Source organism: Terracoccus luteus (genome assembly GCF_003635045.1).
In the GTDB taxonomy this organism is placed as follows: Bacteria; Actinomycetota; Actinomycetes; order Actinomycetales; family Dermatophilaceae; genus Terracoccus; species Terracoccus luteus.
Map to the genome: position 1 here is coordinate 776,760 of NZ_RBXT01000001.1, position 15,491 is coordinate 792,250.

General features: G+C 74.7%; 13 protein-coding genes. 4 read left to right on the plus strand and 9 right to left on the minus strand.

Annotated elements, in window-relative coordinates; all coding sequences use genetic code 11:
- Positions 1-58: 58 nt before the first annotated feature.
- A complete protein-coding gene (locus DFJ68_RS03620) occupies positions 59-2,200 on the minus strand; it encodes a hypothetical protein (RefSeq protein ID WP_147431507.1) in 2,142 nt (713 codons plus the stop codon).
- A gap of 316 nt (positions 2,201-2,516) precedes the next feature.
- Between DFJ68_RS03620 and DFJ68_RS03625 the strand changes: the two genes are divergently transcribed.
- Positions 2,517-4,958: an N-acetylmuramoyl-L-alanine amidase gene (locus DFJ68_RS03625; RefSeq protein ID WP_121031094.1), complete on the plus strand. Its 2,442-nt coding sequence runs from the start codon at positions 2,517-2,519 to the stop codon at positions 4,956-4,958.
- Positions 4,959-5,070: 112 nt separating this feature from the next.
- Here DFJ68_RS03625 and DFJ68_RS03630 read toward each other — a convergent pair whose 3' ends face one another.
- Together DFJ68_RS03630 and DFJ68_RS03635 are read right to left on the minus strand one after the other, a co-directional pair.
- Positions 5,071-5,709, minus strand: a complete 639-nt coding sequence (locus DFJ68_RS03630; protein ID WP_121031096.1) for a CoA transferase subunit B — start codon at positions 5,707-5,709, stop codon at positions 5,071-5,073.
- Entirely contained in the window at positions 5,709-6,530 is an 822-nt protein-coding gene (locus tag DFJ68_RS03635; protein ID WP_121031098.1) for a CoA transferase subunit A, read from the minus strand. The genes DFJ68_RS03630 and DFJ68_RS03635 overlap by 1 nt, the downstream gene beginning before the upstream one ends.
- A 225-nt stretch (positions 6,531-6,755) precedes the next feature.
- Between DFJ68_RS03635 and DFJ68_RS03640 the strand changes: the two genes are divergently transcribed.
- Positions 6,756-7,457, plus strand: coding sequence for a peptidoglycan-binding domain-containing protein (locus DFJ68_RS03640; protein WP_245963438.1), 702 nt, complete (start codon positions 6,756-6,758; stop codon positions 7,455-7,457).
- 13 nt (positions 7,458-7,470) lie between these two features.
- On the opposite strand, the gene DFJ68_RS03645 is transcribed toward DFJ68_RS03640, so the two are convergent.
- From DFJ68_RS03645 to DFJ68_RS03665, 5 genes are all read right to left on the minus strand, one after another.
- Positions 7,471-8,220, minus strand: coding sequence for a TIGR03089 family protein (locus DFJ68_RS03645; RefSeq protein ID WP_121031102.1), 750 nt, complete (start codon positions 8,218-8,220; stop codon positions 7,471-7,473).
- An 80-nt stretch (positions 8,221-8,300) separates the two neighbouring features.
- Positions 8,301-9,785 carry an LCP family protein gene (locus DFJ68_RS03650; protein WP_245963439.1) on the minus strand — a complete coding sequence of 495 codons (1,485 nt, stop codon included), beginning with the start codon at positions 9,783-9,785 and terminating at the stop codon, positions 8,301-8,303.
- The gene (locus tag DFJ68_RS03655) at positions 9,775-10,188 is read right to left on the minus strand and encodes a DUF2304 domain-containing protein (protein ID WP_121031104.1); all 414 of its coding nucleotides are present in this window, start codon (positions 10,186-10,188) and stop codon (positions 9,775-9,777) included. Before DFJ68_RS03655 ends, DFJ68_RS03650 begins: the two co-directional genes overlap by 11 nt.
- On the minus strand, positions 10,185-10,871 hold the full coding sequence (locus tag DFJ68_RS03660; protein ID WP_121031106.1) for a glycosyltransferase family 2 protein: 687 nt from the start codon (positions 10,869-10,871) through the stop codon (positions 10,185-10,187). The genes DFJ68_RS03655 and DFJ68_RS03660 overlap by 4 nt, the downstream gene beginning before the upstream one ends.
- A 77-nt stretch (positions 10,872-10,948) precedes the next feature.
- Positions 10,949-11,176, minus strand: a complete 228-nt coding sequence (locus DFJ68_RS03665) for a helix-turn-helix domain-containing protein (RefSeq protein ID WP_121031108.1) — start codon at positions 11,174-11,176, stop codon at positions 10,949-10,951.
- 333 nt (positions 11,177-11,509) lie between these two features.
- Between DFJ68_RS03665 and DFJ68_RS03670 the strand changes: the two genes are divergently transcribed.
- Complete coding sequence (locus DFJ68_RS03670; RefSeq protein ID WP_121035051.1) at positions 11,510-12,160, plus strand: SAF domain-containing protein; 651 nt, start codon at positions 11,510-11,512, stop codon at positions 12,158-12,160.
- Complete coding sequence (locus tag DFJ68_RS03675; protein ID WP_121031110.1) at positions 12,157-13,650, plus strand: CpaE/TadZ family protein; 1,494 nt, start codon at positions 12,157-12,159, stop codon at positions 13,648-13,650. The genes DFJ68_RS03670 and DFJ68_RS03675 overlap by 4 nt, the downstream gene beginning before the upstream one ends.
- 456 nt (positions 13,651-14,106) lie before the next feature.
- Here DFJ68_RS03675 and DFJ68_RS03685 read toward each other — a convergent pair whose 3' ends face one another.
- On the minus strand, positions 14,107-15,483 hold the full coding sequence (locus DFJ68_RS03685; protein WP_245963440.1) for a hypothetical protein: 1,377 nt from the start codon (positions 15,481-15,483) through the stop codon (positions 14,107-14,109).
- Positions 15,484-15,491: the final 8 nt, after the last annotated feature.

Consider the following 15,491-nt stretch of genomic DNA (forward strand, 5'->3'; position numbering starts at 1 on the left):
GGACGGGCACCCCCCGCGGACGGCAGACGGGCGATGTCGGTCGGGTGAACAGGCGGGGTCAGCGCAGCGAGTACACGCTGACGGCACCTGTGCGGAAGCGCAGGTCGGCGTGCTCGGGCAGGTCGGGGGACACGCCGCCGGCCGACCCTCCCTCCGCGACCAGCCACGTGACGCCCAGGTCGGCCAACGCGCCGAGGGTCGCCGGCGAGGGGTCGGAGAACGCGGCCTGGTTGGCCGCGAGGCGCGCGCCGTCCCGGTAGCCGCCGGCCGCCACGGAGGCCGGGTCGTAGTCCCAGGACTCGACGAGGACCCGGCGCCCGGAGAGGCCCGAGAGCCACCACCGTCGCGAGTCGCAGCGGGTGGCCGCCACGCCGGGGTCGGCGGGCAGGCAGTGCTCGTTCGTGGCGAGCAGGGCGTCCGCGGGGACGTGCTCACGGATCCACACGGCGGCGGTGGACTGGGCGAGGTGGTCGAGGCCGTCGTCGTGGGGCAGGGGGGTGCCGGTCTGCCCGGTGGCCGTGGTCAGCACGGCCGACCCGGCGAGGACGCCCATCAGCAAGACGGCGGTGGCCGCCCGGAGGCGACGCCGACGCGACGCGCCCAGCGCGAGGGCACCCGCCGCGACGACGAGGAGCACGACGACGAAGAGCACGAGCCGTCCGCGCATCTCCTCCGGCCCGGGGGTGTCGCCGGATCCCGGCCGGGTCAGCAGCCCCACGAGGACGGTGGCGCCGGCCCCGACGGCCAGCCAGCGGGCCACCCGAGCCGGCGACATCCGCTGCCCCGTGACCGCGTCCCTCACCCAGCACGCCGTCAGCACGCACCCGGCGGGCAGGCCCGTGTAGAGGAAGTAGTACTCGCTGTACCCGGAGTGACCGATGACGACGAGGGGGAGGAAGGCCGTCAGGCTCGCGCCGGCGAGCAGCCACACGCCGAGGTCGTGACGGGGACCGGTCCGGGTGAACGGGTGGAGACCGCCCAGGTTGCGCACGCTCGCGAGCCCCAGGGCCAGCAGCAGGGCCACGAGCAGGAGCGGGCCGGCGGGTCCGCTCACGAGGCCCGAGGGCACGAGCGTGGAGAAGTCGGGTTCGGCGCGGGCGAGCACGCGGTAGGGCTGCATCACCGTGAGGTTCGACAGCAGCTGGATGCCGGAACCGGTCGACCCGCCGGCGACGAGCCGCAGTGCCGCCGCCGTGAGGAGGGCGACGACCACGGACGTGCCGATGAGCACCGCCCGACGCCGGCGGTGCACGAGCGCCGCGAGGACCGCCACCCCGAGGCCGCCGAGCAGGACCGGGAGCGCGGACGACTTGGCCCCGGAGGCGCCCAGGCAGCCGATCATCGCCACCGCGACGGCGCCTCGCCTCGCCCCCGAGTCGCGGGCGACGTCGACGAGGGCGTGCAGGGCCAGGAGGAAGGGCGTGTAGGCGAAGAGCTGCGACGGGGAGTAGCCGTTGAGGTGGGACAGGACGGGCACGACCGAGGGCCAGAACGGGAACGGCGCGGTGGTGAGGAAGGCCCACCCGGCGGCGGCGGCCACCCAGGCCGACCCGCTGACCTTCTCGGCGAGGGCGGCGGTGAGGACGACGGCGAGGACCGCGGCCGGGACGACCCACAGCCTCAGCATGACCGTCTGCACCTCGACCCCCGACATGAGGGACGAGGCGGCGACCTCGGCGTTGGCGAACCAGTGGTACCGGAGGGGCCCGGCGTCGGCCAGCTGCGGGGTCTGCAACGGGACCGAGCGCGTCGCCTCGGCGGCGAGACCGAGGTGCCACAGCAGGTCCGGGTAGTAGCCGCGCGACGACGGCGGCAGGTCGACGACCGAGACGTAGCCCGACACCTGCTGCCAGACCGCCACCGCGACGGCGCCGGTCAGCGCCAAGGCCGGCCCGCCGCCCCACGACCGCGGACGCTGCCTCACCCGTTCCCTCACCGAGGGCAGCAGCAGCAGGGCGAAGGAGAGCACCGGCCAGCACCACATGAGCGGCCAGGCCGACAGGGCGCCGGCCACCGCCCAGGCGACCAGCGTCATCACGGACCCGGTGGCGGCCCCCAGGCCGACGTCGGAGAGCCAGCTGCCCTGCGAGCCGCGCAGCCCCTTGTGCAGCACGAGGCCCGGTGCCACCACGCCCACGACGAGGAAGAGCGAGTACCGCACGAGGTCGGACGGCGGGGTGCCGCGTGCGAGCAGGACCACGACCACGCCGACGAGGACGGCCAGCAGGCCGAGGACGCTGACGCTCGGCCGGGACGGTCGAGAGGGTCGGCCGCGCGGTCCCCCCGTCGCCCCGCGGGACCCCGGTGGCTGCGACCGGGCCGCTCGGCGCGGCCAGGCCGTCGACCGGGTCCCCGCTGCGGCGCTACCCCGGTCTGACACCCCCGCATCGTAGGTGCAGGGGTCGACGGGTCGGGGAGGGGAGCCGCGTCACGGGGGCGTGCCACCGCCGTTGAAGTTGCGCGAATCCGGAGTAAAGCGACACTGGCAGGGACAGCCATCCACTGGGAGGAACCCGATGAGCACACTCACGGCGGCCGCGTCCGCCCGACCACCCCGGGACCGCCCGGTGCGCCGACGCGTCGTGACAGCCGGGTTGGCCCTCGCGTGCGCGCTCGTCCCCGTCCAGACCGGGGCGGCCCGGGCCGACACCGCGGCCGACGGCCCCGCCCTCACCTCGGCCGCGGCCGCGGTGGGGGCCGGGACCGACGTGGCCGGCACCTCGACGCCCCCGGGCGGCCGCGCCACCAAACCCCGGATCACGACCATCCCGATCACCGCCACCGCCCCCTCCGGCGCGAAGGGGGCGGCCCCGTCGGCGGCCGGACCGGTGGCGCAGGTGACCCGGCAACGGACCTCGTTCGACGTCGCGGGCGTGACGTCGAGCGGCGCGGCACTCGACGGCATCCGCATCGAGGTACAGACCCACGGCGCTGCAGGGTGGTCCCCGTGGACCGGTCTCGAGGCCGAAGGCGACGGTCCGGACCCCGGGACGCCCGAGGCGGCCGGTGCCCGCGTCGGGACCGCGCCGCTGCTGGCGGCCGGGTCCGACGGCATCCGGCTGCGGGTGTTCTCCCCCGACGGGACGCTGCCCGGCGGGCTGGGGCTCAGCCTCGTCGACGGCGGCGACGCCCCGCAGGACGCCCGACCACCCAGGTCGGCCGCGCCCCTGTCGGTCACGGCCCCACGGCTGCGCACCGTCGCGGACGGTGCGACGGCCGCGGGCCCGACCTCGCGGGCGGCGTCGGCGGTGACGTCGGGCGTCAGCGCACCCGCCATCGTGTCGCGATCGGGGTGGGGCGCCGACGAGAGCCTGCGCGACTGCGTGCCGACCGCCCTCGGGGGGTTCAAGGCGGCGGCCGTCCACCACACCGTCAACTCGAACTCGTACACCTCGACGCAGTCGGCGAGCCTGGTCCGTGGCATCCTCGCGTACCACACGAAGAGCCTGGGCTGGTGCGACATCGGCTACAACTTCCTCGTCGACCGCTTCGGCACGATCTTCGAGGGGCGCTACGGCAGCCTCGCCGGCTTCGTGCAGGCGGCCCACGCCGGAGGCTTCAACCGCGAGACCTTCGGGGTCTCCGTGATCGGCGACTTCACGAGGTCGTCCTTCCCGAGCGCCGCGGTGTCGGCCGTCTCCCGCGTCATCGCCTGGCAGGCGGACCGCTCCGGGTTCGACCCGGGCGCCGGGGTGACCCTGACGTCGGAGGGGAGCACCCGGTACCCGGCGGGCACGAGGGTCGTGCTGCCGCGCGTCGTTGGCCACCGCAACCTCAGCCTGACGAGCTGCCCCGGGGACACCGCGTACCCCCAGGTCGCGGGGATCCGCTCCTCGGCCGCCTCGACGTGGCGCGCCGGCCAGTACCGCGCCGCGCCGGGGCTGTACACGCCGCTGACCGCGCGTCGGGTCGTCGACACGCGGACGGGCCTCGGCGGCTCGACGACGGCGCTCGGGCCCGACTCGTCGCGGGTGATCACCATCCCCGGGCTGCCGTCGACGGCCACCGCCGTGACGATCTCGGTGACGGCCTCGGGCGCGACAGGAGGGACCTACCTCGTCGTGCACCCGGACGGCACCCCGCTGCCGACGTCCTCCCTGCTCAGCACGTCGCCCGGCCGCACCGTGGCCGCGCCGATCACGGTCGGTCTCGGCCCCTCGGCCCGGCTGCGGGTCTACAACCGCCTGTCCACCGTGCACATCACGGTCGACGTGCAGGGGTACTACTCATCGTCGGGCGGGGCGGGTTTCACCGGGGTGGCCCCCCGGCGGGTGCTGGACACCCGCACCGGCACCGGGGCGCCACGGGCCCAGGTGCCGGCCCGCGGGTCGGTGACCTTCGCCGTGCCGGGGCTCCCGTCGACGGCACGGTCCGTCGTGCTCAACATCTCCGGCGCGAACGCCCGAGCCTCGACGGCCGTCACGGCCCACCCGGTCGGCACGGCGCGCCCCGGCACGCCGAACCTCCATCTGTCAGCAGCCCGGCTGAGCACGACCTCGGTGGTCGTCCCCGTCGGCAGTGACAGGAGGGTGACCCTGTACTCGGACCTCGCCGCGACGGATCTCGTCGCCGACGTGGTGGGGTACCACGCGACCGGTCTGGGCGCCCGCTTCACCGCGACCGCTCCACGGCGGGTGGCGGACACGCGGTGGGGCTGGAACATCCGCCTCGGCCCGGTGACGAGCGGACTCGTCGTGGGGACCTACCTCCCCGCTCCGTCGACCGCGAACGGGGTGGCCATGAACGTCACGGCCATCTACGCCACGGCCCCCACGCTCGTGACGGTCTATCCCGCCGCGCAGACTCGACCCACCTCCCCGTCGCTCACGCCCTCGGCGAACGAGACGGTGTCGACCGCCCTGCTCCTGTCCACCGGCGTGGGGCCGCACGTGTCGTACTCCTCGACCGCGGGAGCCGTCCACCTCCTCACCGACGTGACGGGGTACTTCGGGCCGTGACGGCCGACACCCCCTGAGGAGGAGACGCTCGCCGCGACCGGGCTGCAGGAGGGCCCCGACCGCATGGTCGGGGCCCTCCTCGCGACTGCGCGACCCCGTTCCGGGGGCCGGCTCAGACCAGGTCGACCCGCAGTGGGGGCTCGGTGCGCTCGCGCACCTCGTCCTCCGTGACGCCGGGGGCGAGCTCGCGCAGTACGAGGCCGTCGGGGGTCACGTCGATGACGGCGAGGTCGGTGATGATGCGCTGCACGACGCCGCGGCCGGTGAAGGGCAGGCTGCACTCGTCGACGATCTTGTAGGAGCCGTCGCGGGCGGTGTGCTCCATGAGCACGATGACCCGCCGGGCGCCGTGCACGAGGTCCATGGCGCCCCCCATGCCCTTGACCATCTTGCCGGGGATCATCCAGTTGGCGATGTCGCCCGCCGCCGAGACCTGCATGGCTCCGAGGATCGCGGCGTCGACCTTGCCGCCGCGGATCATCCCGAAGCTCGTGGCCGAGTCGAAGAAGGACGCGCCCCGACGCAGGGTCACCGTCTCCTTGCCCGCGTTGATGAGGTCGGGGTCCTCGTCGCCGTCGTACGGGTACGCGCCGACGCCGAGGATGCCGTTCTCCGACTGCAGGACGATCTCGACGTCGTCGGGCACGTAGTTCGGCACGAGGGTCGGCAGGCCGATGCCGAGGTTGACGTACGAGCCGTCGGACAGCTCGGCGGCGGCGCGGGCCGCCATCTGCTCACGGGTCAGGGCCATCAGGCCTCCTCGGCGGTCGCGGGTCGGTCGGGTCGGTCGGACGCGTCGTCGGGCCGGGGCCGCACGGTGCGGCGCTCGACCCGCTTCTCGGCCGCCTGCTCGGGCGTGAGGGGCAGCACCCGCTGGACGAAGATGCCGGGCAGGTGCACCTCGTCGGGGTCGAGCTCGCCGGGCTCGACGAGCTGCTCGACCTCCGCGACGGTCACGCGGCCGGCCATGGCGCACAGCGGGTTGAAGTTGCGGGCCGACCGGTGGAAGACGAGGTTGCCGTGCCGGTCGCCCTTCACGGCGCGCACGAGGCCGAAGTCGGTGGTGATGGCCTCCTCGAGCACGAAGGTGCGGCGCTCGCCCATCCAGTCGAACTCCTGGGTCTGCTTCGGTGGCGAGGCCACGGTGACCGCGCCCGCGTCGTCGTAGCGCCACGGCAGGCCGCCCTCGGCGATCTGGGTGCCGACCCCGGTCATGGTGAAGAAGGCCGCGATGCCCGAGCCGCCGGCGCGCAGCCGCTCGGCCAGCGTGCCCTGCGGCGTCAGCTCGACCTCGAGCTCACCCGACAGGTACTGCCGCGCGAACTCCTTGTTCTCGCCGACGTACGAGCTGACCATGCGCCGGATCCGCCTGTCGCGCAACAGGATACCGAGCCCCCAGTCGTCGACGCCGCAGTTGTTCGACACCGCCTCGAGGTCGGTGGTGCCGGCGTCGTGGATGGCGGCGATGAGCACGCTGGGGATGCCGCAGAGACCGAACCCGCCCACCGACAGCGACATGCCGTCGGTGATGCCGGCCACGGCCTCGCGGGGCGAGGAGACGACCTTGTCCATGCCGCGACTCTAGCGACGGATGCCGGCCGGTCCCCACCGGGTCGACGGCCCGCCCGGGGCGCCTGCCAGCCGGGCGACACGGAGGGCGAGGTAAGTACACGCCTGTAGTTCGCGCGGACCCCTTGTGGCGGCTGGGACGGGGATGCATCAATGGTGCGGACGGGCCGAGACGGACACTTTGTCCGTTTGCCACCACGACGACGCCGCCGACGGGAGAGGACCGCCATGCACCTGCGACGCAGCCGCCTCGGCCCCGGGCCGGCGCGAACCCGGTCCCACCTCGCCGGGGCCGCCGGGACCACCGGCTTCCTCGCGGTCGCGGCGTGGGGCGGGGCGCCGGTCGCCCCCGTCCGGCCCGTCGCCGGTGACGTCCCCGTCTCGGCAGCCGTCCCCGTCTCAGCGGCCACGGTGGCCACGGTGGTCACCGACGCCCGCCACCCGGCATCCCCGCCGCGTCCTGACGCGCACGCGGCCGCCGCGTCGACCGTGTCGACGGCGACCGCCCTGACGCCGCACAAGGCGGTCGTGCTCGGCCCCGGTTCGCGCGGTGAGCCCGTGCGCGCCCTGCAGCGTGCCCTCGGCGGGGTCGCCGTCGACGGCGTCCTGGGCCCGGTGACACAGGCGAAGATCGTTGCGCTGCAACAGGTCTCGGGTCTGCCCGCCACCGGTGTCGTGACCGGTCCGACGTGGGACGTGCTCGAGCAGCGCGTCTACCCCTTCGTGTCCAGGCGCACGACGGTGCTGCGCCCCGGCGACAGCGGCCCGGTGGTCGCGCAGGTGCAGCGCCTGCTCGGCCTGGCCGCCACCGGGGTCTACGACGACGCCACCCGCGAGGCCGTGCGGCGGGCACAGGCGCGGGCAGGCCTCGCCGGAACGGGCGTCGTCGCGTCGCGCACGTGGTCGCTCTTCGACCGGCTGTCGGCCTGACGACGTCGCTGACCTACGTGCCGGACTCGGCGCCCGACTCGGTCAGGTCGACCGTCACCGCCTCGGACGTGAGGCGCGCCGGCAGGTCGACGGCGTCGTCGGCCCCGTGCACGAGCACGACCGAGCCGCCCGCGGCCCACGCCGACAGGATGCCGGTGAGCGCGGTCGCGAGGTCGGTGCGCAGGGCGACCCGAGGGGCGTCACCCCAGTCCGGCTCCGGCCGGACGACGTCGGCGTAGCGCGTGTCGGCACCGTCGACCGACAGGGCGAGGTCGGCCGGCTCCGGGTCGACGACGGGCACGAGGCGGTCGCCGTGCGTCGAGAGCTCTCGGGCCTCGTCGACGGCCTTCGGCGCCCGGGCCGCGTCGGGGTGCGAGCGGGCGAGCGCCGCCGACGTGACGAGCACGGCGTCACCGTCGTGCGCCGCCGCCGCGTCGACGTCGGTCGTGACGAGCACGTCGGCGCCGCGGGCCTCGGACCCGACGACGACGGTGGCCCCGATCTCCCACGTCGCCATGGCCCAGTACGCCGCACGCCAGTGGGCGGGCAGGTCGAGCCCGACGGTGGTGCCGGGGCCGGCGGCGAGGTCGTCCTGCAGGAGGTTGCCCGCCTTGGCCACCCAGTTGGCCACCACCTTGGCGCTGAGCTCGATGCGCTCGCCGCGGGTCGGCCCGGGTCCGTCGTCGTACCACGTGAGCCGGGGCCGGCCGGGGTCGTCGGCGAGCAGGTCGGCGAGGACGCGCGCCGGTAGGCGTGACGGCATCCGAGATCGTGTGTTCGCCTGCGCCGCAGACGAACCCGACGTCGGGGGAGTGGCGCCGGAGGATGGGGTGGGCGTCGGCATCAGCTGTTGCCGACCTCCTTCACGGTCGTGCCGGGCGGGGCCTTGTCGAGCGGCTGGTCGTCCTTGAGGGCGGTGAAGAGGGCCTTGGCCCGCTCGGTGTCCCACTTGACGGCCACGCCGTTGTTGGTCGGGTAGCTCATCGACGCGATCGGCACCGACAGCGACAGCCCGTTGTCGCCGCTGACCGCGCGCATGGCCTGCAGCACGCGGATGGCGTCCATGAGGCCGGTGCCCTCGCCGACGGTCAGGCCACCGGCGGCGGAGTCGGCGAAGCTCTTGTAGCGCCAGGGCAGCAGCACCGTCGCCGGCGTCGCCGCCTGCTTCATGAGGGCGCCGAGGAACTGGCGCTGGCGGGCGGCCCGGCCGATGTCGCCGAGCGGGTCCTCGTAGCGTGAACGCACGTAGCCGAGGGCGTCGGGCCCGCCCAGGGTCTGGCAGCCCTTCTTGAGGTCGATACCGGCCTTGGAGTCCTGCATGTCACGCGGCACGCAGAGGTCGACCCCGCCGACGGCGTCGACGATGGAGGCGAACCCGCCGAGGCCGATCTCGACGTAGCCGTCGATGTGGATGCCGGTGACGTTCTCGACCGTCTCGGTGAGCAGCTTGGCGCCGCCGAAGGAGTACGCCGCGTTGATCTTGTTCGACCGGCGCCCGGGGATCGGCACGTAGGAGTCGCGCGGCAGCGAGACCATGACCGGCTTGCCGCCGCTCTCGCTGACGTGCACGAGCATGATCGTGTCGGTGCGCTGCCCCTCGGCCGAGCCGGTCGTCAGCTCCTTCTTCTGCTCGCTCGTCAGCCCCTGCCGGCTGTCGGAGCCGACGAGGAGGTAGTTGTAGCCGGAGGTGTCGGTCGGGCGCGAGCCGTCGGGGATGTTGTCGACCCGGGCGACCGAGTTCCACGCCGCGACCGGAACGGCGACGAGGAAGACGAGCCACGCCACGAGCAGCAGGACCACCGACACGAGCACGAGGCGGCCTCGCCGTAGGCGCCGCTTCGGGCGGCCGTCACCGTCGCCGGGGCGGGCCTCGCCGTCGTCGCGACCCGGGCCTCCTGGGCCACCGGATGCCGGTCGGCCGGCTCGGGCGTCGCGCGCGGGCCGCCCGTCGTCGACCGAAGCTGCGCCCACGGCGGGCATCGTCCGGGTGGGGCGCACGTCCGTGCGGGTGCCGGCGCCGGTCGTGGCCCGGGGTCGGGTGTCGACCGTGTAGCCGTGGTCGCGCGCGGGGCTGCCGGGCCGCCGGGGAGAGGCCGCCGGGCGCTGTGACCGCTCGGCCCGCGGCGACCGCTCGGCCGGTTGGGGCCGGGAGGAGCGGGCGGGGGCCGACGACGCGACGTCGTCCCCGGCATCCGGGCGTGGGGTGCGCTCACGGGGGGCGGCGGCGGGGCGGGGGCTCGTGCCGCGGGGGCGGCGCAGGCCACGCCGGGTGTCGACGGTGTACGCGTCGTCGCGACGGCGCGCCTCGGGGTCGGGTTCAGTCGGCATCGGCAGCCTTCACGGTCGAGGTCGTCGGGGGTGTCGGTGGGGCCGGCGGCAGCGGCGGCGCGACCTGGCCGGGGCGCGGGACCTCGTCGAGGGCGATGCGTCGGGCCAGGCGGGTGTAGCGGTTGTTGAGGTCGCGGAAGCGGCGGAAGGTCGTGGCGACGAAGCCGAAGAACGCGACCACGAGACCGTAGAGGATGAGGTCCGCGCCGCGGCCGATGCCGACGAATCCGGCGATTTCGTTCCAGATCTGCGGATCGAGGATGGACCAGACGGCAAAAGCGGCGAGGGCGAGCAGACCCAGGCGGCGCAGCGCGATGGCCTTCTGGCCGTAGCTGATGAGCAGCCGCCACGCGACGGCGAGGACGCCCACGATGAGGATGAGCTGGATGCCGAGCTGCCTCATCGCCAGATCAGCTCCGCGAGGATGTTGACGGTGTTCCAGAGCGACTGGCCCTTGGCGCGCGAGTAGTCGGTGTAGAGGATGTGGACGGGCTCCTCGGCGTAGGCGACCCGGTGACCGCCGATGCGCATCGCCCCGATCTGCGCGACGATCTCGGAGGCGTGGGCCATGCGGTTCTGGGTGATCTGCAGCCGGGAGGCGACGTCGCGGTGCAGCACCCGCAGCCCGTTGTGGGCGTCGGTCAGGCGGGTGCCGGTCGTCGCGTTCGTGTACGTGACGGCGGCCCTCAGCACGAGCCGCTTGAGCAGGCTGGCGTCGGTGCGCCCGTCGAGGAAGCGGGAGCCGAAGACGACCTGGACGTCGCCGGCGCGGATGCGGCCGAGCATGACCTCCACGTCGTGCACCTGGTGCTGGCCGTCGGCGTCGAAGGTGACGACGTAGCGCATGCGCGGGTCGGAGAGGACGTAGTCGAAGCCGGTCTGCAGGGCGGCGCCCTGACCGAGGTTGACGGGGTGGCGCACGACGACGGCGCCGGCCGCCTCGGCGACCTCGGCCGACCCGTCCTTCGAGCCGTCGTCAATGCAGACGACGTTGGGGAAGGTCGCGCGCGAGCGACGGACGACGTCGCCGATGACCGCCGCCTCGTTGTACAACGGGACGACGAGCCAGACGTCCGCGTTATCCATGCCCAACAGGGTAAGGCGACATCCCGTGGGTCCCTGACAGGTTCGGGGACCTCCCGCGTGGCGTCCGCCCGGGCTCGTTACTCGTCGCCCGCGGCACCGAAGGGGTGGGCCTGCACGAAGGAGCGGGTCTCGGCGTACATCCGCTGGATGTAGTTCTCCAGCTCGGTCGTCTCGACGCGCCACTGCCCGCGGCCGCCGATCTTGATCGCCGGCAGCTCGCCCGAGCGCACGAGGGCGTAGGCCTGCGCGGCCGAGATGTTGAGCACCTCGGAGACCTCCGTGAGCTGGAGGAAGCGCTGGGGCACGGCAGGCTCCTTCTCGCGGGACGGGGATCAGGCGGGGACACAGCGGGACGTGACGGCCGACGCGTGACGACGATCAGACCCGACACGCGGACCCGGCGGAACCGGGTCATCCACGGTCGGAACGGGTCACGACGGGCAGCGACCGTGCGCCCATCCTAGGCAGTGCCGTCGGCCGGGCGTTGCACGTTCGTGCAGTTGTCCACAGGGAGGCCCTGAAGCGTGGTCGGGGGCGGGTCCGGTGGTGCATCATGACCGGCGACGACCACCCGCTGGCGCCGCTGGCGTCACCGGCGCCCGTGCCGGGGGTGGCAGGGGATGTCAGGGGTGCACGACATGAGCGAACTTCCGAGGCCGGCCGCCAAGCGGCTGCGCCGCCCGTCCTGGCGTGACAGCCGCCTGCTCGTCGGCGTCCTGCTCGTGCTGCTCGCGGCCACGCTCGGCGCGAGGGCCGTGGCCGCCGCCGACGACCGGGTGCCCGTCTGGGTGGCGGCGGGCGACCTCGTGGCCGGTGACGCCGTGGGCGTCGACGGCCTGCGGGCGGCCGACGTGCGGCTCGCCGACGACATGGACTCCTACCTCGCCGCGACGTCCGCGCCGCCGCCGGGCAGCGTCGTCCTGCGCGACGTGCGGGCCGGCGAGCTGCTACCGCGGTCGGCCGTCGGCACCAGCGCCGAGCTCGACGTGCAACGGGTCACCGTGAGTGCCGACACCGTGTCGACGACCGGTCTGGTGCGCGGCAGCCGGGTCGACCTCTACGTCACCCCGAAGACGCGGGTCGGGGCCGAGGAGCCGCCGGGCACCACCCGGGTGCTGCGGGCCGCCGGAGTGGCCGCCGTGGCCCCCGCCGGCGGTGGCTTCGGTGCGAACGCCACCACCTCCGTGCAGCTCTTCGTCCCGACGGCGTCGGTGCAGGACGTCGTCGAGGCGGTCGACGGGGGCGCCAAGCTCACCCTCGTGCCCGTCGCCGGCGCGTCCGGGTCATGACCGACGTCGTCACCGCGCTCGGCCACCGGCACGAGTCGTCGGTCGCGACCGTGCTCGAGCGGGCGCCCGGCGTGCGCATCGTGCGCCGGTGCGCCGACGTCGCCGAGCTCGTGTCGGTCACCGGCGCCGGGCTGGGGGACGCGGCGGTCGTGTCGTCCGACCTGCGCGGTCTCGACCTCGCCGTCGTCACGGGTCTCGTGCGGGGCGGCCTCGTCGTCGTCGGCCTGCACCCGCCCGACGACGAGGACGCCGAGCGCCGCCTGCACCAGCTGGGCGTCCCAACCGTGCTGCCCACCGACGCCGACGCCGTTCGCTTCGCCGCCGCGCTCGACCCCACCGCGCCCGCCGGTCCGCCCGACGGGCTCGAGGCCATCGGGCGCACCGCCGGTCTCGGCACCGCACCGCCCGATCGCCCGGTCACCGCCACCACGTCGGATGCCGGTGAGCCCGGGTGGCGCCCGCGTAGCCGTGAGGCCCCCCGAGAGTCCACGGCATCCGCCGACGAGGACGACGACGACCGGACCACCCGACACAGCCGTCCCGGTTCGCCGGAGCAGCCCTCCCACCACGACCCCGACGACCTCGGCGACCCCGATGACGACCTGTCGGGAGACGACGCCGGGCCCGGCCGACCCGGGCGCGCGGAGATCGTCGCGGTCTGGGGTCCGACCGGCAGCCCCGGGCGCACGACCGTCGCCACGACGCTGGCGTCCGAGCTCGCCGCCCGAGGCGTCGACACGCTGCTCGTCGACGCCGACACGTACGGCGGCTGCGTCGCGCAGGCGCTCGGGCTGCTCGACGAGGCGCCCGGGGTCGCGGCCGCGTGCCGGGCCGCCGACCAGGGGAGTCTCGACGTGCCCCTGCTCGCCCGGCTCGCCCCGACCGTCGGGCCGCGGCTGCGGGTGCTCACCGGTCTGCCGCGGGCCGAGCGGTGGCCCGAGGTCCGGGCGGCGGCGCTCGAGCGGGTGCTCGAGCTGAGCCGCTCCATCGCCTCGGTCGTCGTCGTCGACTGCGGGTTCTGCCTCGAGGACGACGAGGAGCTCAGCTACGACACCGCCGCGCCGCGACGCAACGAGGCCACCCTCACCAGCCTCGCCTCCGCCGACGCGGTCGTGGCCGTCGGCGGTGCCGACCCCGTGGCCCTGCAGCGGCTCGTCCGCGGGCTGCAGCAGCTGGGCACCGTGCCCTCCCCGACGCCGGTCGTCGTCGTCAACCGGGTGCGGGCCACCGCGGTGGGCTCGCACCCGCGGGCCCGCATCGCGGAGTCCCTCGAACGCTTCGCCGGCCTCGACTCGGTGCGGTTCGTGCCCGACGAGCCGGCCGTCGTCGACGGGGCGGTGCTCGCCGGTCGCTCGGTCGTCGAGCACGCGCCCGACTCCGCCGTCCGCACGGCGATGGCCGACCTCGCCGACGCCCTCGCCCCCTGGAGCCGCACCCGTTCCACCCGCCGCCGCCGACGCCTCGCCCTCACCCGCCGCCCCAGCACGTGACCGGGTCATGTCACACGGCATGTCGCAGCATCCGGGGTCATCACCCCACCCAGCGCGACCTGACCCGCGACATGACTTCCGCAGTTCGCGCAACGCCGCCTCCGAGTAGCTGACGCCGGAACGGGCAGGGAGCGAGCGATGGGCGCGTACCCAGCCGAAAGCCAGAGCGAGCTCGCAGTCACGGACGAGCGGGCGGGGCGGCAGGCGAGCGATTCAGATGGGGCGCCGCTCCAGCCGAAGGACGAGCGGGCGGGCGGGGCGGCAGGCGAGCGATTCAGGCGGGGCGCGCCGCCGCCCTTCTCCAGGTTGCACGAGAACGGCGCGCCCCGCCTGCTCCTGAGCGAGCCGGTCGTCCCGTCCATCCGCACCGGGGGCGAGCCGGTCGTCCCGTCCGTCCGCGCCCGAAGCGACTGAGCGACCCCGACAGAACCGTCCGCGGCACGTGAGTGAGACCGATCAGGGCCGGAAGAGGATCGTCAGCCCGGCGAACGTGTAGAAGAGCATCACGGCCATGACCGGCAGCTGGCCGACGACCGCCGCGCGCCGCGGCAGCACCGTCACGGCCCGCTCGTGCGCCGCCACGACGGCGAGCAGGTGTCCGAGCACGATGGCCACGGCCTGGATCGTCGCCACGAGCGTCGGCGCGATGAGGGCGTCGTTCGGCGTCAGGCCGGCCGTCCCGAGCAGGTTCGCGCCGGTCCCGAGCGGGTCGGTGAGGAGCACCCAGGCGTACTGGCCCTGGTAGACCCACAGCGACCAGTAGTGCGCCACGACGTAGCCGCCGGCGATGGGCAGCAGCGAGGGCGCGAGGTCGCTGACGAAGTGCACCGAGTCACGCAGCGACCGGCCCGACAGCCGCATCGAGAGGGCCGCCGCGAGCCAGATCGTCACGGCGACGGCCGCGAAGAAGAGCAGTAGCGTCATGGTCTTGAGCGGCACCGCGCCGATCGGTGAGGTCTGCACGAACGTCGCCCACGACACGTTCGCCGAGAAGCCGTCGTACGCCGTGCTGCCGAGCATGACCGACACCGTCGCGACGAGCCCGCGGGTGGCGCGCAGCTCGTCGACCCCGTGCAGCGGCGTGCGCAGCACCCAGCGGCCGTCGTCGCGCCGGCCGAGCGGCGAGAGGCGCCCGAGCAGCGCCGACCACGCCTCGAAGGGGTCGGCCTCGTCCCACCAGCGCCGTCCGAAGACGGCCGCGGCGGCGAGCGAGAGGGCGACGTAGCCGCCGACGAGCACCTGCAGGAACGGCAGGCTCGTGTTCTCGTCGGCGACGAGCTCGACCCACGTGAAGAGGCCGAGCCCGACGGCCGCCGGCCACAGCCCGCCGCGGTAGGTCAGCAGCGAGAGGTCGGGCGAGACCCGGGCGAGCCGCAGCAGCCCGGCGTGGGCGGCCCGCAGCGGGTTGAGCACCCGCCACACCGGCCCCAGGGCGAGCGAGAGGAAGGCGAGACCGACCCACAGCCACACGTAGACGACGTGCGGGACGGGGTTGCGGGCCGAGTCGGGGCCGGCGACGAGCGCCACGAGCGTCCAGACGGTGAGGATGCCGGCCAGCACCCGGGTGGCCACGCGCACCCCGCGCGAGTCGAGCAGGCGGGCGAGCGGGCGTGGCAGCAGCACGCCGTCGGCCCGGCTCAGCCGCGGCTCGCGCCACAGCACGCCGACGGCGACGAACGAGATGAGCAGGGCCGCGACGGCCGCGATGACGAGGGCCGTGAAAGGCAGGGGCAGGTCTGCGCGGTTGCCGACGCCGTGGGCGGGCACCAAAGAAGGGGCCGCGACCGGGACCAGCACGGGGGACAGCACGGGGGAAAGAACGGTGGGGCTCATCACGAGGA